The organism is Kribbella rubisoli (assembly GCF_004217145.1).
In the GTDB taxonomy this organism is placed as follows: domain Bacteria; phylum Actinomycetota; class Actinomycetes; order Propionibacteriales; family Kribbellaceae; genus Kribbella; species Kribbella rubisoli.
Genome location: NZ_SHKR01000013.1, coordinates 857,442 through 878,402, shown reverse-complemented (window position 1 = coordinate 878,402; position 20,961 = coordinate 857,442). Strand labels below are relative to the sequence as shown.

Annotated in this window: 17 protein-coding genes; 9 read left to right on the top strand and 8 right to left on the bottom strand. The window is 68.4% G+C overall.

Annotation, left to right across the window (positions count from 1 at the left end; genetic code table 11):
* Positions 1 to 3: 3 nt before the first annotated feature.
* On the top strand, positions 4 to 1,380 hold the full coding sequence (locus EV645_RS24335; RefSeq protein WP_242000619.1) for a sensor histidine kinase: 1,377 nt from the start codon (positions 4 to 6) through the stop codon (positions 1,378 to 1,380).
* Positions 1,381 to 1,511: 131 nt separating this feature from the next.
* On the opposite strand, the gene EV645_RS24330 is transcribed toward EV645_RS24335, so the two are convergent.
* Complete coding sequence (locus EV645_RS24330; protein WP_130446249.1) at positions 1,512 to 2,549, bottom strand: TAXI family TRAP transporter solute-binding subunit; 1,038 nt, start codon at positions 2,547 to 2,549, stop codon at positions 1,512 to 1,514.
* 189 nt (positions 2,550 to 2,738) lie between these two features.
* On the opposite strand from EV645_RS24330, the gene EV645_RS24325 reads away from it, so the two are divergent.
* Positions 2,739 to 5,753, top strand: a complete 3,015-nt coding sequence (locus tag EV645_RS24325; RefSeq protein ID WP_130446248.1) for an alpha-mannosidase — start codon at positions 2,739 to 2,741, stop codon at positions 5,751 to 5,753.
* A 103-nt stretch (positions 5,754 to 5,856) separates the two neighbouring features.
* A complete protein-coding gene (locus tag EV645_RS24320) occupies positions 5,857 to 7,182 on the top strand; it encodes a cytochrome P450 (protein ID WP_130446247.1) in 1,326 nt (441 codons plus the stop codon).
* Between the two features lie 157 nt (positions 7,183 to 7,339).
* Here EV645_RS24320 and EV645_RS24315 read toward each other — a convergent pair whose 3' ends face one another.
* Positions 7,340 to 7,843: a DUF5709 domain-containing protein gene (locus EV645_RS24315; RefSeq protein WP_130446246.1), complete on the bottom strand. Its 504-nt coding sequence runs from the start codon at positions 7,841 to 7,843 to the stop codon at positions 7,340 to 7,342.
* Positions 7,844 to 7,980: 137 nt separating this feature from the next.
* Between EV645_RS24315 and EV645_RS24310 the strand changes: the two genes are divergently transcribed.
* Positions 7,981 to 9,135, top strand: a complete 1,155-nt coding sequence (locus EV645_RS24310; protein WP_242000618.1) for an FUSC family protein — start codon at positions 7,981 to 7,983, stop codon at positions 9,133 to 9,135.
* A 434-nt stretch (positions 9,136 to 9,569) separates the two neighbouring features.
* Here EV645_RS24310 and EV645_RS24305 read toward each other — a convergent pair whose 3' ends face one another.
* Together EV645_RS24305 and EV645_RS24300 are read right to left on the bottom strand one after the other, a co-directional pair.
* The gene (locus EV645_RS24305; RefSeq protein ID WP_130446244.1) at positions 9,570 to 10,013 is read right to left on the bottom strand and encodes an OsmC family protein; all 444 of its coding nucleotides are present in this window, start codon (positions 10,011 to 10,013) and stop codon (positions 9,570 to 9,572) included.
* Between the two features lie 7 nt (positions 10,014 to 10,020).
* Complete coding sequence (locus tag EV645_RS24300; RefSeq protein WP_130446243.1) at positions 10,021 to 11,166, bottom strand: phosphatidylinositol-specific phospholipase C1-like protein; 1,146 nt, start codon at positions 11,164 to 11,166, stop codon at positions 10,021 to 10,023.
* Positions 11,167 to 11,258: 92 nt separating this feature from the next.
* Between EV645_RS24300 and EV645_RS24295 the strand changes: the two genes are divergently transcribed.
* A complete protein-coding gene (locus EV645_RS24295) occupies positions 11,259 to 11,876 on the top strand; it encodes a TetR/AcrR family transcriptional regulator (protein ID WP_130446242.1) in 618 nt (205 codons plus the stop codon).
* Positions 11,877 to 11,905: 29 nt separating this feature from the next.
* On the opposite strand, the gene EV645_RS24290 is transcribed toward EV645_RS24295, so the two are convergent.
* Positions 11,906 to 12,304, bottom strand: a complete 399-nt coding sequence (locus tag EV645_RS24290) for a DUF3592 domain-containing protein (RefSeq protein ID WP_242000617.1) — start codon at positions 12,302 to 12,304, stop codon at positions 11,906 to 11,908.
* 195 nt (positions 12,305 to 12,499) lie between these two features.
* Positions 12,500 to 14,362, bottom strand: coding sequence for a DUF5107 domain-containing protein (locus EV645_RS24285; RefSeq protein ID WP_130446241.1), 1,863 nt, complete (start codon positions 14,360 to 14,362; stop codon positions 12,500 to 12,502).
* A gap of 36 nt (positions 14,363 to 14,398) precedes the next feature.
* On the opposite strand from EV645_RS24285, the gene EV645_RS24280 reads away from it, so the two are divergent.
* Both EV645_RS24280 and EV645_RS24275 read left to right on the top strand, forming a co-directional pair.
* Positions 14,399 to 16,054 carry an FAD-binding dehydrogenase gene (locus tag EV645_RS24280; RefSeq protein ID WP_198681810.1) on the top strand — a complete coding sequence of 552 codons (1,656 nt, stop codon included), beginning with the start codon at positions 14,399 to 14,401 and terminating at the stop codon, positions 16,052 to 16,054.
* Entirely contained in the window at positions 16,051 to 17,133 is a 1,083-nt protein-coding gene (locus EV645_RS24275) for an alpha/beta hydrolase family protein (RefSeq protein ID WP_242000616.1), read from the top strand. Before EV645_RS24280 ends, EV645_RS24275 begins: the two co-directional genes overlap by 4 nt.
* Here the strand turns inward: EV645_RS24275 and EV645_RS24270 are convergent.
* Together EV645_RS24270 and EV645_RS24265 are read right to left on the bottom strand one after the other, a co-directional pair.
* A complete protein-coding gene (locus EV645_RS24270) occupies positions 17,117 to 18,055 on the bottom strand; it encodes a serine protein kinase RIO (protein ID WP_242000615.1) in 939 nt (312 codons plus the stop codon). The two genes, EV645_RS24275 and EV645_RS24270, sit on opposite strands and share 17 nt — an antisense overlap.
* 149 nt (positions 18,056 to 18,204) lie before the next feature.
* Positions 18,205 to 18,930, bottom strand: coding sequence for an NIPSNAP family protein (locus EV645_RS24265; protein ID WP_130446237.1), 726 nt, complete (start codon positions 18,928 to 18,930; stop codon positions 18,205 to 18,207).
* Between the two features lie 330 nt (positions 18,931 to 19,260).
* Here EV645_RS24265 and EV645_RS24260 point away from each other — a divergent pair, with 330 nt between their 5' ends.
* Positions 19,261 to 20,052, top strand: a complete 792-nt coding sequence (locus tag EV645_RS24260) for a sigma-70 family RNA polymerase sigma factor (RefSeq protein ID WP_242000614.1) — start codon at positions 19,261 to 19,263, stop codon at positions 20,050 to 20,052.
* 32 nt (positions 20,053 to 20,084) lie between these two features.
* Positions 20,085 to 20,948, top strand: a complete 864-nt coding sequence (locus EV645_RS24255; RefSeq protein ID WP_130446235.1) for a hypothetical protein — start codon at positions 20,085 to 20,087, stop codon at positions 20,946 to 20,948.
* Positions 20,949 to 20,961: the final 13 nt, after the last annotated feature.

The window sequence follows — 20,961 nt, the reverse complement described above, 5'->3', positions numbered from 1 at the left end:
CCGTTGCGTCGTCGACTACTGCAGTCCCTCGTCCCGATGGTGGTCGCGCTGGCCGTCGTCGCCGTCATCCCGCTGGCGAACTTCATCGCCACGAGTACGTCGCGCACGCTGTTCCTGTCCCGGAGCAACGACGCGGACTGGTTCGCCACCATGGCGGAGTCCCCGCTGCAGACCGGTGACATCGCCAACCTGCGTGAGCTCGCAGTCCGGTACCAGGAGCTGTACAACACGCCGGTCTTCGTGGTCGACGTCGACTCCCGCGTCATCGCGACCTCCGTGTCCGGTGTGGACGTGAAGGAGCCGGCTATCGCGACAGCCCTGCACAGCACGCTGGCCGGTCGGCTGCCGCCTGAGCCGCCCGCGCTGTGGCCGTGGCGCTCCGGCGAGATGATCGTGTCCCGTCCGGTCGTCAACAACGGCAGCGTCCTCGGCGCCGCCGTACTGCGGGTGCCGACCGAGAGCGCCCGCGACCAGGTGCAGCGGGGCCTGCTGCTGCTCCTCGGCGGCCTGCTGATCAGCATCGGCGCGATCATCGTCGGTATCGTCCGGCCGATCACCCGCTGGGTGCTGCGGCCGCTGCAGGACCTGGACAACGCGACCCACCAGATCACCCGCGGCGCGCTCGACACCCGGGTGTCGACCGACGGCCGTGCACCAGAGCTACGCCGCCTCGGCGACAGCTTCAACTCGATGGCACTGAGCCTGCACCAGGCCCGTCAGCGTGAGCGTGAATTCGTCGCGGACGCGTCGCACCAGCTGCGTACGCCGCTGACGTCGGCCCGGATCCACATCGAGGGCCTGTCCCGGCTGTCGCCGACCGCACGGTTCGCGCTCAGCGATATCGACCGGCTCGGCCGGATCGTCCAGCGACTGTCCCGCCTGGCCGGCTCGGACCGCCCGTCCAGCGACGACGGCGGCGGCAGCGAGGAGCCGCTGGACCTTTCCCAGGCAGTGAAGGAGCGCCTGGTCGGCTGGAAGGCCGTGTACGCCGCGGATGACCTGGAGCTGATCATCGGCGAGATGATCCCCGGTGGGGTCGCGCCGGAGCTCGAGGTCGACGACATCCTCGACGTACTGCTCGACAACGCGTCGAAGTACGGCGCTCCGCCGGTGGAGGTCTCGGTCACGCGGGACGGCACCGAGGTCGTGATGTCGGTCCGCGACCACGGCCTGGGGCTTGGCTCACGCGACCTGAAGAAGGTCGGCGAGCGGTTCTGGCGCAGCGCGCACCACCGGGAGATGCCAGGCACCGGTCTCGGCCTGGCGATCGTCCGCTCCGAGGCGGCCCGGGTCGGCGGCCGCGTGGTCGCCCGCCCGCCGATCGGCGGCGGCCTGGTGATCGAGGTCCGCGTCCCGCTGATCGACGACTACGACGTCTGACCAGGGGTTATCCCCTCGACTTGCCGGTTCTCCCGTCCTGGCAAGACCTGACAACCGGCAACACCGCGGGATAACCCACCCTGCGGCCAGGAGCGCGGGGCGGGGGACGGGGAGGGGCGGGTGGGACGGGGTCAGATGTGGTTCTGGCGGTACCAGCGTTCGGCCGCGGGATGTAGCGGGACCGGCATCGTGGAGATGGCCGAGCGAGGGTCGAGGGCGCCGGCTTCCGGGTGCTTCAGGATCAGGTCGTTCTGGCGGCGGAACAGCGTGTTGACCGTCCACCAGGCCCACGAGTCCGACAGCCCCGGCTTCGCGATCAGGTAGTTCGGGACCGCCAGCGTCTGCACCGAGCTGGCCAGTCCGTACTGCGACGGCGGGATCGCCGACACGACGAAACCGCCGAACTCCTTCAGCGCGATCGTCTGGGCCACCTTGCCGATGTCCAGCAGCCGGAAGCCGAGGGTGCCCTGCAGCTCCGCGATCGGCTTGGTCGGCACGCCGCCGCTCCAGATGAACGCGTCGATCGAACCCCGCCGCGCACTGCCCTTCGGGACCAGCGCCGCCACCGACTCCTCCAGCGTCATGTTGACGCGCTTCACGTCGACCTTCGCGACGTTCAGGATCATGTCGGCGATGACCTGCGTGCCCGAGTTCTTCGGCCCGACGCTGACGACCATCTTCTGGTTGGGCGCGTTCTTGGCCGGGTTCAGGTCGGTCAGTTCCTTGGCCTTCGAGGCCATCGGCACCACGACGTGCACATAGTTGTCGTACACCCGGGCCAGGGCGCTGAACCGCAGCGGGCCCTTGCTGAACTGACCGGTGCCCTCGTACGCCGCGAGCGCCGAGTCCGACGTACAGAAGCCGAGGTCGGCGGTTCGGGTCGCGACCTTGACCAGGTTGTCGACCGACCCGTTGCTCGGCACCGGCTTCAGCTCCATGCCGGTGACTTCGCTCACCAGTGCGCTGAGCGCCGCGCCGAAGACGTTGTAGACGCCGCCGGGGTTGCCGGTGACGAAGGTGCCGGCCTCGGCGGGCGCGGGCTCGTCCGCTCGGCCGCGGGAGCAACCGGGCACCAGCAGGGCCGACGCAGCCGCGGCTCCGAAGCCGAGAACGCTGCGTCTGGTCATCCCGGTCGGCCGGGCAGGGGTCAGCAGGCGGGGGCGTTCCATGCAGACAACCTAGACAACAACCGGGCCTCGGCGGTAGCCGCGCCCGCGCCCGCAACCGAACCGCTACCGACAGGTAAGCCTGGATACCGTGGCCAAACTGCGTCTGGACGGGCCAGGGGTAGGTGTGACAGCGTTGTCATCCGTGCGGCCGTAGCGGTCGCGTGAGGATCTCCCCCGGAGGCTGATTTCGTGCACGACGACCGTCAACTCATCGAGGAGCGGCTCAGGCGCGCCCTGCGGGAGCGGCTCCGCCCCGCGATCTACGGCGCGGCGGTCCCGCTGGACATCGAGGTGTGGCACGCACCCGGTGAGCCCGTGTCCCCCGCCGAGGCGCTGGCGCAGACCTACGAGAAGGCCGAGATCGGCCTGCCGTGGGGTCCGGCCTGGGGCACCGCGTGGTTCAAGTTCAGCGGCCAGGTCCCGTCCGAATGGGCCGGCAGCGAGATCGAGGCGGTCATCGACCTCGGCTTCAGCGGCGGCCCCGGCTTCTCCGCCGAGGGCCTGGTGCACACCACCTCCGGCAAGCCGCTGAAGGGCCTGCACCCGCGGCAGACCTACGCCCCGCTGTCGATCCTCGGCCCGGACGGTACGGCGGCCTCGGCCGGCGACACCGTCGAGTTCTACGTCGAGGGCGCCGCGAACCCGGAGATCCCGCTCGACAACGCCTACGCGAAGGTCGACATCGGCGCCAAGCTCGGCGACCACCCGATCTACCAGCTCGCCCGCGCCGACCTGGCCGTGTTCAACGCCGAGGTGTGGGACCTGATCCTCGACCTCGAGGCGCTCGACAGCCTGCAGAACGAGCTGTCCGCCCAGGAGCCGCGCCGTCGCGAGATCCTGCGCGCGATCAGCCGTTCGCTGGACGTGCTCGACTACGAGAACGTCGCCGGCACCGCCGCGGACGCTCGCGCACAGCTGACCGACGTACTGAGCCGTCCGGCGCACGCGAGCGCGCACCAGCTGTCCGCAGTCGGGCACGCGCATATCGACTCCGCCTGGCTGTGGCCGCTGCGGGAGACGCGGCGCAAGGTCGCCCGTACGGTCTCCAACGTCGCCACCCTGGCCGAGGAGTACCCGGAGCTCGTCTTCGCGTTCTCGCAGGCCCAGCAGCACGCCTGGGTGAAGGACAACTACCCGGAGGTCTGGGAGCGGCTGAAGAAGGCCGTTGCCGAGGGCACCATCGTCCCGGTCGGCGGCATGTGGGTCGAGTCCGACACCAACCTGCCCGGCAGCGAGGCGCTGGCCCGGCAGTTCGTGCACGGCAAGCGGTTCTTCCTGGACGAGTACGGGATCGACACCCAGGAGGTCTGGCTGCCGGACTCGTTCGGCTACACCGCGGCGCTGCCGCAGCTGGTGAAGCTGTCCGGATCGAAGTGGTTCCTGACCCAGAAGATCTCCTGGAACAAGGAGAACAAGTTCCCGCACCACACCTTCTGGTGGGAGGGTCTGGACGGGACCCGGGTGTTCACGCACTTCCCGCCGATCGACACGTACAACTCCGACCTGTCCGGTCGTGAGCTCGCGCACGCGCAGCGGAACTTCCAGGAGAACGGCGCCGCGACCCGCTCGCTGGTTCCGTTCGGCTACGGCGACGGCGGTGGCGGCCCCACCCGTGAGTTCGTCGCGACCGCTCGCCGGGTGAAGGACCTGGAGTCCTCGCCGAAGGTGACGATCGAGTCCCCGACCGAGTTCTTCAGCGCCGCCGAGGAGGAGTACAGCGAGCACGCTCCGGTCTGGTCCGGCGAGCTCTACCTGGAGATCCACCGGGCGACGTACACCTCGCAGGCCAAGACCAAGCAGGGCAACCGGCGGACCGAGCACCTGCTCCGCGAGGCCGAGCTGTGGACCACGGCAGCCGTTGTCGCAGGCAAGCTCGACACGTACCCGTACGAGGACCTGGACCGGTTGTGGAAGATCGCGCTGCTGCACCAGTTCCACGACATCCTGCCCGGCTCGTCGATCTCGTGGGTGCACCGCGAGGCCGAGCGGACCTACGCGAAGATCGCCGACGAGCTCGACGCGATCATCTCCCGCGCTCAGCAGGCGCTGGTCGGCGAAGGTGACGAGCAGATCGTCTTCAACGCCGCGCCGCACGGCCGCAACGGCGTCGCCGGCCTCGGCGCGGGCGTCGCTACCACCGCGGGCCCGGCGGTCACCGTCGAGAACGGCGTGATCGACAACGGCCTGATCCGGGTCACGATCGACGAGCGCGGCCTGATCACCTCGCTGTACGACGTCGACGCCGAGCGCGAGGTCATCGCACCAGGTGCCGTGGGCAACCTTCTCCAGCTGCACGTGGACACCCCGAACCACTGGGACGCGTGGGACGTCGACTCGTTCTACAAGAACAACGTCCGCGACGTCACCGAGGTCGACAGCGTCGACTTCAGCACCGACGACGACGAGGCCGTCGTCGTCGTGACGCGCTCGTTCGGCCGGTCCACCGTCACCCAGACGCTGCGGGTCCGCCCGGGCACCAAGCGGGTCGACATCGAGACCGAGATGGACTGGCACGAGACCGAGAAGTTCCTCAAGGCGGCGTACCCGGTCGACGTGCACGCAGACCGGTCGGCGTCGGAGACGCAGTTCGGGCACATCTTCCGGCCGACCCACCAGAACACCTCGTGGGACGCGGCGAAGTTCGAGATCGCGGCGCACCGTTGGGTGCACGTCGGCGAGCCCGGGTACGGCGTTGCCGTGGTCAACGACTCGACGTACGGCCACGACATCAACCGGACCGCGCGTGAGGACGGCGGTACGACGACCACGATCCGGACCTCGCTGATCCGCGCGCCGCGGTTCCCCGACCCGAAGACCGACCAGGGCGTTCACGTGGTGAACCACGCGCTGGTCGTCGGGGCCGGGATCCCGGAGGCGATCGAGGAGGGCTACGCGATCAACCTCCCCGAGCGCGTCGTCAGCGGCACCGACGGCGTCGAGCCAATCGTTGCCCTGGACAACGACAACATCGTCGTCGAGGCCGTCAAGCTCGCCGACGACAAGTCGGGCGACGTCATTGTCCGCCTCTACGAATCCACCGGCGGCCGCTCCCGCGCCACCATCACCCCGTCCTTCCAGGCGGCATCGGCCACCGAGGTGGACCTGCTAGAACGCCACCTCGCCAACCGCGACCTGGCGAACAACGGAGTCTCCCTCGACCTCCGCCCCTTCCAAATCCTCACCCTCCGCTTCAAGCGGGCCTGAGCACAGGAAATGGGGGCCTACGACAGGTTATTGACTGTCGCAGGCCCTCATTTCTTGTCGTAAGACCCGCCCGGCGTTCACCCGGCTGACGTAGCGTGAAGATATGGCTCCGACACCCTTGCTCGGTTCCCGGACTCTCGACCGGCAGACGGCCCGCACGTTGCCGCCAGGCCCGAAGCTCCCGACGCTCGTGCAGACGGTGCTGTTCGCGAGTCACCGCCGGACGTTCTTCCCGCGGATGCGGGCGAAGTACGGCGACGTGTTCACGATCCGGTTGGTGCCGTCGAGCCGGGTCTGCGTCGTACTGAGCCGGCCGGACCACATCCGCGAGGTGTTCGGCAGCCCGCCCGCGGTGATGCACGCCGGCGAGGGCAATACGGTGCTCGAACCGATCATGGGCTCGCACTCGTTGCTGCTGCTCGACGACGAGGACCACGTCCGGATGCGCAAGCAGCTGATGCCGGCGTTCTCCGGCCCGGCACTGCGCGGGTACGCCGGGATGGTGCTCGAGCTCGCACAGGCCGAGGTCGCGAAATGGCCGGTGGACAAGCCGTTCAAAGTGCATCAGCGGATGCGGAACCTGACGCTCGAGATCATCCTGCAGGTGATCTTCGGCGTGACCGACATCGACCGGCTGAACACCCTGCGCCCGCTGATGGACAAGATCGTCTCGGTGTCGCCGGTGATCATGCTCGGCGGCTTCTACCCGCCGCTGCTCCGGATCCGGCCGTGGAAGACATACCTCGACACGCAGCGCAAGGTCGACGAGATCCTGTACGACGAGATCGCCAAGCGCCGCGAGACGTTTGCCGGACGCAACGACGTACTCTCGCGGCTGCTTGCTGCGGGCAACTGGTCCGACGTCGAGCTGCGGGATCAGCTGGTCACCTTGCTGCTGGCCGGGCACGAGACGACGGCGACCGCGATGGCCTGGGCGTTCCACGAGCTGGCGCGGCGCCCGGAGGATCTCGCGTTCGGGCAGCGGGCCGCGGATGCCGGCGCGGACGACGAACTGGAGGCGATGGTCAAGGAGGCGCTGCGGGTGCATCCCGTGGTGTACCAGGTCGGCCGCCGCCTCACCGAGACCACCGACATCGCCGGCTACCGCCTGCCCCGCGGTACGACGATCATGGCCGCGATCGGACTGGTCCATCGGGATGCCGAGCACTTCCCGATGCCGGAGGAGTTCCGCCCGCAGCGGTTCCTGTCCGACGACCCGCCGGCGCCAGGGACCTGGATGCCCTTCGGCGGCGGCGCCCGGCGCTGCATCGGCGCCGGCTTCTCGCTGATGGAAGGCACGGAGATCCTCCGCGCCGCCCTGAGCGCCTACAACTTCCAGGCTCCGCACCCGAAGCCTGAACCACCCCAGGCGAAGAACGTCACTCTGGTCCCGCGCCACGGCTCAGTAGTAACCGTCACCCACCGCTAGCCCGCCCGCCCCAGGCGGCCCCGTCCCGCTGAACGTCTCAGGGGTCAACCCCGCACGTGGTCGGTTGCGGAGCCGGATTCTCGGCCCGCAACCGGCCGTCTCAGGGGTTGACCCCTGAGACGGTCACGAGGCGCCGGGCTCGGGTGGGGTGGGTTGGTCAGTCCTCGGGGTCGGTGACGTCTCCCAGGTCTACGTCGTCGTAGCTCTCGAGGTCTTCCTCGTCGTCGTCCTCGAGCTCGAAGTTGTCTTCGTCGTCTACAACGTGGACGGCTGCCTCTTCGGCTCCTGCCGCGGCACCGTCGATGCCGACGTCTTCGGCGAACAGCTCATCGTCGTCGTCGCCGCGCGAGCCCTCGTCGGAGGCGACCAGCCGGCCGGAGCGCCGTACGCCGACCTCCGGGCCGCCGACGTCCTCGCCATCCTCGGCGTACGGGTCGGTGTCCGGGACCTCCTGGGCGATCCGCTGGTCCAGCGTCTCGCCCTCGAGCGCCTCGTCGGCCGTCGTACCGAATCCTTCGCCCGCGGACCACTTCTCCGGCGGCGAGTACCCCTCGTCGAGCAGATCGTCGACACCCCGGTCGTTCAGGGTGTCCTCCTTCTGCAGCTGATCCTCGTCGTCTACGGAGTAGCTGCCGTAGTCCTCACGGTTGTTGTCGCTCATGCCTCCACCTCGCTCCGCTCGGCTCCAGCCTGACCGGCAAGGTCGACTCTGCTTTCTGTTCGCTCGCTCCGCTCGCTCATGGCCCAACCTTGGCGCGTCGCAAGCCATGGAATCAAGCTCGACGCAGAATGGGGCAGGTGGATCCGGTCAGACTGACGTTGGACCAGTTGCGGGAGCTGCGCGACGATATCGCGCCGCAGGCCGCCCGGAGGTCGCGTGCCTCGATCCGCCTCCGGATCGAACGCTGGCGCAGCCGGGCCTTCTTCATCGCCCAGTGCGCGCTCGCCGCCGGAGTCGCCTGGACGCTCGGCCGGTACGTCCTCGACCACAAAGCACCCTTCTTCGCGCCGGTCGCGGCGATGGTGTGCCTCGGCTTCAGCTTCGGCCAGCGGCTGCGGCGGGTCGCCGAGCTGATGGTCGGCGTGGCCGTCGGAGTCGGCGTCGGCGACCTGTTCGTTCGCGTGTTCGGCACCGGCGTGGTGCAGATAGTCTTCGTGATCGCGCTCGCGATGAGCGTCGCCGTACTGCTCGGCGCCGGCAATCTGATGGTCACCCAGGCCGGCGTCCAGGCCGCGATCGTCACCACCCTGCTGCCGAATCCAGGCGCCGGTTTCAGCCGCTGGCTGGACGCGGTCCTCGGCGGCCTCGTCGCGCTGGCGGCCGCCACGATCGCCCCGGCCGCTGCGATCAGGCGTCCGCGGCAGCAAGCCTCCGGCGTACTGAGTGAGCTGGCCGAGATCCTGATCGAGACCGCCGAAGGGCTCCGCTCTCGCGACGAGGAAGCGGTTACCGATGCGCTCCGCCGCGCCCGGTCGAGCGAGTCCCAGCTCGACGACCTGCGCGCTGCCGCCGAGGAGGGCATCGCGGTCGTCCGGCTGTCGCCGTTCCGCCGGCGGCACCGCGGGCGGGTGCAGGAGATCGCCGATCTCGTCATACCGCTGGATCGCGCGATCCGGAACATCCGGGTCCTGGTACGACGCTGTGCGGTGTCGGTCTGGCGGGACGAGGCGATGCCCGCGGAGTACCCGATGCTGCTCGAGCGCCTCGCCGACGGCACCCGCCTGATCGGCGAGTCACTGTTCGAGCCGGCCGCCGATGTCGCCGCACACCGCGTGCTGGGCGAGCTCGGCCGCCGTACTGCGGTGATGCCCCTGCCGCACGGCCTGTCCGCGGTCGTCGTACTGGGTCAGCTCCGGTCCACGATCATCGACCTGCTCGAGCTGACCGGCACGTCGTACGACGACGCCCGGAAACTCGTCCCACTGCGGCTGGACGGGCTCGACGAGAAGTAGCTGTCCCCTACGTGGTCCAGGTCACATCGCGGATTCCCGTCATACCTGCGGACCGGGTGCGTCTCACTGGCATGACGATCCACCGACTGATGACCACGATGGCCAACGAGCAGGTCCGTGAGCTCGAGGACCTGCTGGCGGTCGACAACCAGACCACAGACGACCGGAGCGACGCCGCCGCCGAGCAGTAAGGCGCGAACCGGACGAACGGATCCCCGGCGGCGCGCCGGACGGTCTTGCCCACCGAGCTAGACCGCACGGAAGTCGCACCAACGCAGAGGCGCCCAGTGCGAGGCGCCGCCGGATCCGTTACCGGTGCACCGCCACAGAGGTGCACCCAAAACCACCCGCCGACCATCCTGACGCCGCTTGCGCGAGGCTCAGGCCGGTCCGGCGGGTGGTTTTTGTCTGCTTCGTTCCGGTTCTGGAGAAGGTCAAACGGCGACGGTGATCTCGGTGGTTACCGAGTTTGCTATGAAGCACTCCTGGTGGGACAGGTGGTGGATCTTCTCGATCGTCTGGGCGTCCGGCTCCGGGCCGTTCCAGACGATCTTGGGGTGCAGGGTTACCTGCGTGATCGCCAGCCGGCCTGCGGCGTTCGGGGCCATTACGCCGACTGCGTGGTCGTCGTAGGCGTCGACTACCAGGCGTTTCCGGGCCGCGATCGACAAGAAGGTGAGCATGTGGCAGGACGACAGGGCCGCCACGAACGCCTCCTCCGGGTCGACCGGGCCCGGGTTGCCCAGGTACTTCGGGTTCGCCGAACCGGGCACCGTGATGCCGCCGTCGAAGCGCCACTCATGGTCGCGGTTGTAGCTGTCGTAGGCGAAGTCGTACTCGCCACGGCTCCAACTCACATCGACCACGTGCTCCGACATGTTCAGCTCACCCTTCCGAGACAGCCGTCTTCGCGGTTGCGGTGACGGGATTGAATCGTACGGGAGTGTGCCCGGGCAGCTTCGCGACGAAGTCGCTGTCGTAGCGGGCAGCCATACCGGCGACCGGGAAGTCCGTGGTCACCCACTGCGCACCGCTGTCCAGAGCGATCCCGAGCCGCGTGTAGTCCTTGTCGCGGATCGTTGCCATCGGCTCGTCGGACCTGGTCCGCACGAGGTAGCCCTTGCGAACCAGCCGCTGGATCTCGGCCTGGCCCGTACCGCGCGGGTCGTTCACCTCGGTGACCGCTGCGTCCGGTGCACCCTCCGGCCCGCGGGTGAAGACTGCCCGGCCCTCCAGGTTCGGCTTGCCGGCGGTGTAGGTATCGCGGATCGCGCCCGGTCCGCCGTTGTCGAAGTAGAACATCACCTGACTGCGGACGTCCTTCAGCTTCGGCCAGCCCTTGGTCAGCACGGACTTCTCGAGCGTCAGGCCGGGCTTGCGTACGTCGTCCGGCGTGAGGATCTCGTTCTCCTTGAACACCGAGCGGATCTCGGTGTCGACGCCGTCCAGGTTGCCCGCGTCCCACGGCGGCGCGACGACGCCGCCGGCCGCGACCACGTTCGGGTCGGACTGCTTCAGTTCGAGGTTGATCGCGATCGGCACGTGGCTCGGGTGCGCGTCGGACCAGGTCTTCACCTGCTCCAGGCACAGCACGAACGTGTCGCAGTTGGTGTTGTAGTCGAAGTCGGGGATGTGCATGACCTTGATCCCGGGCTTGGCCATCGCCGGGTCGGTCAGCGGTCCCTGGCCGGTCAGCTTCCGGATCAGCGGGTACGTGTACAGGCCGCCCTGCGGGTCCGGGTACAGGTCCAGCTCCAGCGCGCGGACGTTCTGGTCCTCGAGTTGCTGGGAGATCGGAGCGTGCGAGTACCAGAGGTCGACCGAGCCGGCGTTCTGCTGCTGCTGGACCTTCTGCTCGTTCGGGCTGAGCTCCCGGTGGTACGAGTTGTGCGAGCCGACCACCTGCATCTGGTTCAGCCGCAGGTTGTCCCCGCCGTGCGAGTCGTGCTTGCTGACCGCCGTACCGGCGACCCCGGACGCGGCGAGGGCCACCGAAGCCAGGCCGGCCACCGCGGTTCTGCTGATGCGCATGCGAAAGCGTCCCCTCCGTCGACTGCGATTGAGGGCAATCTGTCATAGGAAGGTGGCAACGTTGTCCCCCCGGAAGATGGACAATGAGCGACATGGTGACTTCGGGGGCGTATCCGCTCCGCCGTACGCCGACCCAGGACCGGGCCAGCCGGCAGGTCGAGCGGATCCTCGACGCGGCCTGTGCCGAGGTCGTCGAGCGCGGGTACGACGCGGCATCGACGAGCGGGATCGCGAAACGGGCCGAGATCGCGGTCGGCAGCGTGTACCGGTACTTTCCGGACAAGCGCAGCCTGATCCAGGCGATCGAGCGGCGGAACCAGGCGCGCTACACCGAGGCGGTCAGCGAGCGGCTGGCCGACGTGTCGAGCTGGCGCGCGGCGGTCGACGTCACGCTGGACACGTTCCGGGAGATGCACCGGACCGATCCGGGGTTCAAGGCGGTCGTGCTGAGCGGGCTCGGCGATCCGGAGCTGGAGTCGAAGCCGGGCGAGTTCGACGATCAGCACGCCGGTGAGTTCGCGGAGCTGCTCGCGGCGCGGTTCGGCGCGCGGGACTCGCGGGACTTCCGCCTGGCCGTCACGCTCAGCATCGCGATGGGCGAGTCGCTGGCTCATCTGGCGGATCGGTTGTCCGCGGACGAGGCGGAGTACGTGCTGGATCAGGGCCGGCCGGTGCTGTACAACCTGCTCGCCCCTCATCTCCCTGCTTGAGCCGGGGGTGGCTCAAGCAGGATGAACGGTCAGGCCGCCCGAGCTGCGGAAGGCAGCCCCAGGGCCGGCCAGTGGCTGACCCGGCCGGCCAGACGGGCCCGGCGGGGAGTCCGGACGTCGTACGCGACGATCACCCGGTCACCCTTGGCGTAAGTAATCCTGCTCCCGACCGGGAACTTGCGGGCGACCTCGTACGGTCCCTCGCCCCGACGGGTGTAGTACTCGACGATGACCTCGGTGTAGACGGCCGGGGCACCGCTCTCCAGTTGGCCGCGGACCGGGCCACGCACCCGGATCACTCGTCCCGCGGTCTTCTCTTCCGTGCCGCTGGGTTCGTTCCGCCGGATTCCGGCCAGAACATCGGTCACGATGAAAGCTGCAACCACCAGCACCAGGCCGAACCCACCTAGTACAACGATCGTCAACATGGCACTCACCCCCGACGCGCCGCCCGCGAGCGACGCGGTCGTTGTTGTCGTTCCTGCCTCGCGCGGCCTTCGCCGCACACCGGTGAGACGCCACCGGATTCCACTTGGTTCCAGGTAAGTACAAATTCTTTTCTACAGCATCATGGTAGAGCCCGGTGGAGCGGTGTTGCTAGAGGTAGAGTTGACCTGAAGTTGTCAGATTCCGCCCATTCCGAACTGGTACTGCGGCGGTACCGGCCGCTCTGTGCCGAGTGCCTGTTCGGCGGCGACCCAGTAGTCGGTGAGTGGATTCGCGCCTTCACGGACCGTCGCCAGCTGGATACCGGCGGCCAGCAGGTCGTGTGCCGCAGCCGGATCGCCAGTGTCCAGGGCATGCCGGACGCGGAGGAGCTGGATCCGCGGGTCGTCCGGGGCGTGCTCGAGCAGCCGTTCCGCCCGTGCGGCGTCGGAGTCGAGGGCGGCCGCTACCGCCTCAACCACCAACGGAACCAGGCCAGGCAGCAAATCGACGGCGTGTTCGTAATACGACAGATCGCCCGTCACCAGGCCGAGGTTGCGCAGCGCCCAGGCTTTCTCGCCGGACCGCTTCCACGCGTCGATCGCGCCGTCGACATCACCGTAGTAATGCCGGGCGACTCCCCTGTGATACCAAACCAGCCAGTTATCTTCGGCCGCTTCCAGCAGTTCGCGCCAAGCCACCAACGTCCCATCCGGTACGCCGTCAACGGCCGGCAACCGCCCCTCGAGTAGGGGCAGCCAAGCCCGTTCCCGGGCGGTCATCATGTCGTCTTCGAACGGTGTACCTGCTGACACTGTCCATCCAGTCCGGGCCAGTTCCAACGCTCCCCACCCCGACCCCACCGCGAGCCGTTCTACCGGAGGAGCATCCACAACACCGACCCACGCGGTCTCCCGGTCCCCCAACCCGTCCAGCACCGGACCCAACGCAGCAGCCCCCGCTGATCGAGCTGTCTGCCAGTCCTCGGAATGCGCAGCACCGGCCTCCATCGAGAGACGCCCGTACGCCTCCATCCAGTGCCACTCGGTGCGTGCGGGCAGCTTCAGGTGCTCCATCTGCGTCCGCGCGAGCCCCGCCTGAATCTCGGCGTACCCATCCGTTGAGAGACCAGGCGACAACCACTCCTGCCACCGCCGCCCACCATCCCCCTGACCCCAGACGAACAACTTCCGCCCCTGCAACCGCTCGGTCGACGCCTGCACCAAGCCGGCCCCTGAGCCGTCCACTGAAGCGATCCACGAGCGCTCCTCCGCCATCGGCTCGAAGAAGTAGTCGACAGCCTGCGGATGCCGCATCGGATAGGTGAGGTCGGTGTCGACGTCGATCAGATCGAGCCGGCTCCCGTACCCGAACCGCCACGCCTGGTCCGCCGGCACCAGCACGCGAGTGTCCGGCGTCTGCGCGACCGCCATGTTCGACCACCAGTACGCCGGGACCTCGACGTCGGACGGGTTCTGCAGCCGGACGCCGACGTACAGGAACTCGGAGTCAGCGGGCAGCCAGAAGTCGAGCTGGGTGACGAGGTTGCGGGTCCGTTCAAGCTCCCACAGGCGCAGGATCGACGTACCGTCCGGGCCTTCGACGCGGGCGGCGTGCATCGGCACGCAGGTGCCGGTCCAGTGGCCGGTGCTGCCGACGTTCCACTCGACGCCGCCGGCGAACCAGGCGTTGCGCAGGGCAAGGTTCGCGGGCTGGAACACCGGGTTGCGGTAGAGCAGTTCCTGATCGGTGGCCTTGTGGACGATCGAGTACAGCCGGCCGCCGAGGCTCGGGAGGACGGTCGCGCGCAGGTGGTCGTTCTCGAGCACGAGCGCCGGGAGCGAGGTCTCGGCCAGCGTGCGGTCGTACCCGTCCTGGTTCAGGCACGGGAGCGGGCTGTGCAGACGCCCGTACTCGATGTTCTCCCGGAGCTCGTCGGGAAGGTCGGCGATGTTCTCGACCTGATGCGGTTCGCGCTGTGTCCGGAGCGGCGCGAGCGGGTTCTCCGGACCGAGCGAAGCTGCGGGAAGTACGAGGTTTTGCGCAGAAAGGATCGTCACTGCCACATCTTCGCAAGTGCGCTATACATGGTCGACATGGACGCTGATGTGATCGTGGTCGGAGCGGGGTTGGCGGGGCTGGCTGCGACTGCGGAGCTGGCCGATGCGGGGCGGAAAGTGTTGCTGCTCGACCAGGAGCCGGAGGCGTCTCTGGGCGGGCAGGCGTTCTGGTCGTTCGGCGGGCTGCTGTTCGTCGACTCTCCAGAGCAGCGGCGGATGGGCATCAAGGACTCCCGCGACCTCGCGATGCAGGACTGGCTCGGCTCGGCCGGATTCGACCGGCTGGACGACGAGGACAAGTGGGCGCGGCAATGGGCCGAGGCGTACGTCGACTGGGCCGCCGGCGAGAAGCGTCCGTGGCTGCACGGACAGGGCGTGCGGTTCTTCCCCGTCGTCGGCTGGGCTGAGCGGGGTGGGTACAACGCCGACGGCCACGGGAACTCGGTGCCGCGCTTCCACATCACCTGGGGCACCGGTCCGGCGCTGGTCGCGCCGTTCGAGCGGCGGGTCCGGGAGGCCGTTGCGAAGGGTCTGGTCGAGTTCCGGTTCCGCCATCGCGTGGACGAGCTGACCGTCACCGGCGGGGTCGTCGACGGGGTCGCGGGCAAGGTGCTCGAGCCCAGCGACGTACCGCGTGGGGTGTCGAGCTCGCGGGTCGAGGTCGGCGACTTCCAGCTGTCGGCGCAGGCCGTGATCGTCACGTCGGGCGGCATCGGCGGCAACCACGACCTGGTCCGGTCGCAGTGGCCGAAGCGGATGGGCGAGCCGCCGAAGCGGATGATCAGCGGAGTGCCGGCGCATGTCGACGGGCGGATGCTCGGTATCACCGAGCAGGCCGGCGGCCGGTACGTGAACCGCGACCGGATGTGGCACTACACCGAAGGCATCCAGAACTGGGACCCGATCTGGCCGATGCACGGCATCCGGATCCTGCCGGGGCCGTCGTCGCTCTGGTTCGATGCCACCGGCAAGCGACTGCCGGTGCCGCTGTTCCCCGGCTTCGACACCCTCGGCACGCTCGAGCACATCATGACGACCGGGTACGACTACACCTGGTTCGTGCTCACGCAGAAGATCATCGAGAAGGAGTTCGCCCTCTCCGGCCAGGAGCAGAACCCGGACCTGACCGGCAAGGACATCAAGGGTGTGCTCGGCCGGGCTCGTGGCGGGGCGACCGCGCCGGTGCAGGCGTTCATGGACAAGGGCGCCGATTTCGTTGTCCGCAGCAACCTTCCTGACCTGGTCCGCGGGATGAACGACCTGACCGGCGAGAACCTGATCAACCTCGACGACCTCGAGCGCCAGATCGTCGCGCGGGACCGCGAGCTGACCAACACGTTCACCAAGGACCTGCAGGTGACCGCGCTGCGCGGTGCCCGCAACTACCGCGGCGACAAGCTGATCCGGGTCGCGTCACCGCACCGGATCCTCGATCCGAAGGCCGGCCCGCTGATCGCCGTACGGCTGAACATCCTGACCCGCAAGTCCCTCGGCGGCCTGCAGACAGACCTGGATTCGCGAGTACTGCGGGATGACGGCACGCCGCTCCCCGGCGTTTACGCGGCCGGCGAGGTCGCGGGCTTCGGCGGCGGCGGTGTCCACGGCTACCGCTCGCTCGAGGGCACGTTCGTCGGCGGTTGCCTCTTCACCGGCCGTACGGCGGGACGCGCCGCGGCCAAAGCGGTCTCGTGACGGTCCCGGGCGCGGAGTACGAGGAGCTCGCTCACCTCGACGACCTGACCACGACCGGCACCGTCGCGTCCGGCCACACCAACCCGGCCGACTACGTGGGCGTCACCCACGCCGGTCTGCCGACGGTGCCGGCCGTGCCGGGGACCCAGATCGACGGGTACTTCCCTGACACCTCGCACACGAACACGAACCACGGCTGGAACCACGACGCGCAGTTCGTCATCCGGCTGCCGCGCGAGTGGAACGGCGGGCTTGTCGTCTCAGGTGCCCCCGGCGTGCGAGCGCAGTACTCGAACGACCTGGCCATTTCGGACCATGTGCTCTCACTCGGATACGCGTACGCCTGCACCGACAAGGGCAACACCGGTATCGAGTTCTACAAGGACAGCAAACAGCCGGGCGATGCGCTGGTCGAGTGGAACGAACGCGTGACCGAGCTGGCCCGCGCCGCCCGGGAAACGGTCGAGAAGCACTACGGACAGCCGGCCGACGAGGTGATCGCCGCCGGCGCGTCGAACGGCGGCTACCTGGTGCGGTGGCAACTCGAGAACCATCCCGAGCTCTACACCCGCGGCGTCGACCTGGAAGGCACGCTGTGGAGCTCGGACCTGAATCCGCTCTCGGCCCTGCCGTCGGCGATCAGGGGCTATGAGCAACAATCTCCGGCGCTGGTCACGGCGCCGGGCTTCGATCCGGCGTCGGACTTCCTGTGGGAGTACCACTACACCGTCTACTGGACCCTGACCCAACGGATCTACATCCGCGAACTCGACCCGTCGTACCAAGGCAGCGAGGCGGACTACGACTATTCGCAACGACCCGACGCACAGGAGGCGATCCGGCGGTTCGGTTTGACCGGGAACATCGGCAAGCCGCTGCACAGCATCCACGGGACGTACGACTGTCTCCTCCCGATCACGCAGTCCGACAGGTACGCGGAGCTGGCCCGATCGACCGGTCTGCACACGTACCAGCGGGTCGAGGCGGGCAACCATCTCGACGGTCTCGTCGATGCCCACCCCGACCGGTTGGTACCCCTGGTTCCCCTGCTGCGCGAGGCGATCAGTACACCATCGTGAGCAGATCGGCGAACAGTTCCTGATCGTCGATCTCCAGCCCGCGGCTGGTGAACCACGTCGCCATGTTGTGGCAGTCGCGCATCAGGAAGTCCATACCCTTGGGGTTACCGACGATGTCGACCACCTGCGGCAGGTCGATCATCACGATCCGGTCCCCCTGGGCGAGGACGTTGTACGGCGAGAGGTCACCGTGCGCCAGCCCGGCCCGGGCCAGTTCACGCATCCCGCCGCGGAGCTGCTCGAAGTACTGACCGAGCAGTTCCTTCGACGGGCGGACCTGGGCGAGCCGTGGCGCGGCCCCGCCCTCACCGTCGTCGATGAATTCCATCAGCAACTCGATGCCGTCGATCTGGACCGGGTACGGCACCGGGACGCCGGCTTTCCACAGCCGGTTCAGCGCGTCCCACTCGGCGTACGCCCAGTGGCCGGCCGCAACGCTGCGACCGTGCGCAGTCTTCTTCTGCATGGCCCGGCTGTCACGGCTGTTGCGGGTACGCCGGCCTTCGACGTACGACGTACTGCGGTGGAAGGACCGGTGCTCCTCGGTGCGGTACCGCTTCGCGGCCAGCAGGGAGGATCGCCCCGGGTTGTCGCCGATGGCTTCGACGGCCCGTTCGACCAGGAAGACGTCTGCTTCCTTACCGGTTTTGAGGACGCCGAGCTCGGTGTCGATCGCAGCCTGTTCCGTCACAACCCACGAGGGGCGTGGTTCCGGGCCGCGAGAACCGCGCTCGACGTCCAGCCAGGTGGACCATCGTTGATCCGGACCGAGTTCCTCGTCGACCGAGTGGAACTTGAAGACGAAAGCGTCGGACGGATCCGGTTGGGACTCGTCGCCGGTGAGTTCGGACCAGCGGGAGTCGAAGTCGGGAATGTAGCTATCAGTGCCGTCGTGATCAGATACTGCGTGCTCTGCAGACAACTGGGGTTCTCCTGAACCTAGAGGTGAAACTGACGCGGACATGCCGCAGCACAGAGATGGCCATCCGTCAGCCCTCCTTAGGTCCAGGCAGCGTTCGCCGCCGCTCGGTCAACCCAGCATGCCTGGGCGTTCCAGGTCCCGCAACGTATTTAACGCAGCTGAGAACGTGCGGTCGGCCGCAGCCGCAGTTCCTGCGCCGGCCCCGCGGTCCGGCAGACCAGCTCCGGTAGTACCCGCTCCTGCCACACCCCGGATCCCGCCAGCGCTCGCCGATGCTCGTCGTACGCCGCGTCGTCGGCGAACCGCGCGAACCAGGCGAGCACCACCTCGTCCCGCAACGGCAGCGCCGGAAAGTTGTTCTCGGCAACCAAGCTCTCGAACACGGCGACCGGTTCGGCCCCGGTGACCGTGAGCACCGGCGCGACGTGATCGGTGAAGAACTCGACGAACCCGTCGTCCTCCGAACCGCGGTGATAGACAGCCCCGGCGACGATCGAGGTCGCGGGAGCAGTGCTGCCGATCGGCGGTCGGGGAGCGTCTCGCTCGGGGTAACGATCGTCGAGCCGGAGCGGCCGCAGCAACAGCGCGTTGTCCGAGTCGATCATCGTCGCGTTGGCGACCGCGGCGTGCTCGCGCCAGACCGGGCCGTAATAGAAGGCCTTCAACGCGTCCGCCCGCGAGGCCAGGTCCGGGAATCCGCGGACCCAGACGAATCGGTCGGGATCGTCCAGATCGCGGAACTGACCCGCGATATGCATCCCGGTCTCCTCCTGACCTTCGACGAAGTACGTGTCGAAGGTCTCGATCAAGGTGTCACGCTGCCCGGGGTGCAGCGTGTACTGGCGCAGGTCCACGACGGCGCAGCACTCGTTCATAGGTGCAAGACAAGCATCGAAACCTGACAGTTACTGTCAGGCGACAGTCGTTTGAAACACCCGTAACAGGCTGGTACTTGAAAGCTCCGGCGGAGTTTGATCTGGTGGAGGTAGTGGTTCAGCCCCTGCCACTAGTGTTCCGGAAGCGGCGTAGCTTGAACGATAGCGGTGTCCAGGTGCGTGCATCGCGGTGCTTGAGCAGTGGCCTCGATGCGGAGCATCGTGGGCGCTGGGCAAGTGCCGCGAGGTGCGTGCATGGGCGCCGATAGCGTCAAGCTACGCCGCTTCCGGAACACTCGACCTGCACGACGACACGACGAGGTTTCTCCCGTGACGACCGCAGCTGCCGAAGACTCCAAGCAGACCATTGCCGACACGACCCACGAGCTCCTGCTCGAGGCGGACGCCGTCCCTGATCCGCGGCATCAGGCGTGCCTCGACGAGGTCATCCTGCTGAATGCCCCGGTGGCGAGGTCCATCGCCTCGCGCTACCGCAGCAAAGGCGTCGACTCCGACGACCTCGAACAGGTCGCGTACCTGGGCCTGGTGAAGGCCGCCAACGGGTACCGCGTGGACGCATCGACGGCCTTCCTGTCGTACGCCGTACCCACGATCCGCGGCGAACTGAAGCGATACTTCCGCGACTGCGCCTGGACGATCCGGCCGCCGCGCCGGGTCCAGGAGATGCAGGGAAACATCGCGGCAGCGGAGCCGGAGCTGATCCAGCGCCTCGGTCACGTGCCGAGCGACGAAGAGACCGCGGCGGCGCTGGGCACGGATCCGGCCGAGGTCGCCGAGGCCGCGTCGGTCCGCGGCTGCTTCAGCACGCTCTCACTCGACGCCCCGGGTGCGCCGGAGGGCGGGACGAGCCTGATCGAGTCGGTCGCCGACGCCGAGGACGGCTACGACCTGGTCGAGGACGTCCACACCCTCACACCCGCTGTAGCCGGCCTGGGCGATCGGGACAAGCGCATCCTCCAGCTGCGGTTCTGCAACGGATTCACGCAGGAGGAGATCGGCCACGAGCTCGGGGTCAGCCAGATGCAGGTGTCCCGCCTGCTCCGCGGGATCCTGGAGAAGCTCCGCGGCGAGCTCGCCAGCGGCGTACCGATGAACCGGTAGTAAGTCGAGGGAGGTGCGGTAGCGTCGCTTCCGTGGACTTCGAGGAGGCGGCGGATGCGCTGTATGCGACGCCGGCAGCCGACTTCATTGCTACTCGCAACGAGCTCGCCAAGCAGCTGAAGGCTGACGGCGACCCGGTCGGGTCGACGCGGCTGAAGGCGATGCGCAAGCCGACCGTGGCTGCCTGGGTGACGAACCTGGTCGCCCGCAAGGCGCCGGACGAGCTGGACGACCTGCTCGCGCTCGGCGACGAGTTCCGCGAGGCGACTGCCGATCTCGACGGCGACCGGCTGCGGGAGTTGACGCCGAGGCGGCACGAACTGCTGGACAAGCTGGCCAAGGAAGCTGCTCGGCTGGCGGGCGAGGACGGCCAGAAGATCAGCGCGGACGTCGGCCAGAAGCTGCGCGAGACGCTCGACGCCGCGCTGGTCGACCCGGCCGCGGGCGACGCGGTACGCGAGGGCCGGCTGAGCAGCGCCCTCCGGCATGTCGGCTTCGGCGTCGTCGACGAGAACGGCGAACCGTCCAACGTCACCCCGCTGACGGACGAACGCCGCCAGGCCGCCCGCGACCGCCGCAAGACCCAGCAGGCCGAAACGGACGCCGCCCAGGAGGCCGCCGACGAGGAGGCCGCGGCCGCTCGCGAGGAGAAGCAGCGCGAGGAGGCTGAGCGGGCCAAGGCCAGGCAGGCGTTCGAGGAGGCAGTCGCCGTGGCCCAGGAGGCCGAGGCGAGGGTCGAGGACCTCGACACCCAGCTCGACAACGCCCGCGAGGCGCTCTCCGAGGCACAAGCCCTCGTCCACCGCCTGGGCGCCGACCTCGACGAGGCCCGCCGCACCGCCCGCGAAGCCCAGAAGGAAAGCCGCGAGGCGCGGAAACGGTACAACCGGCTCTGAACTGGGTACCGGC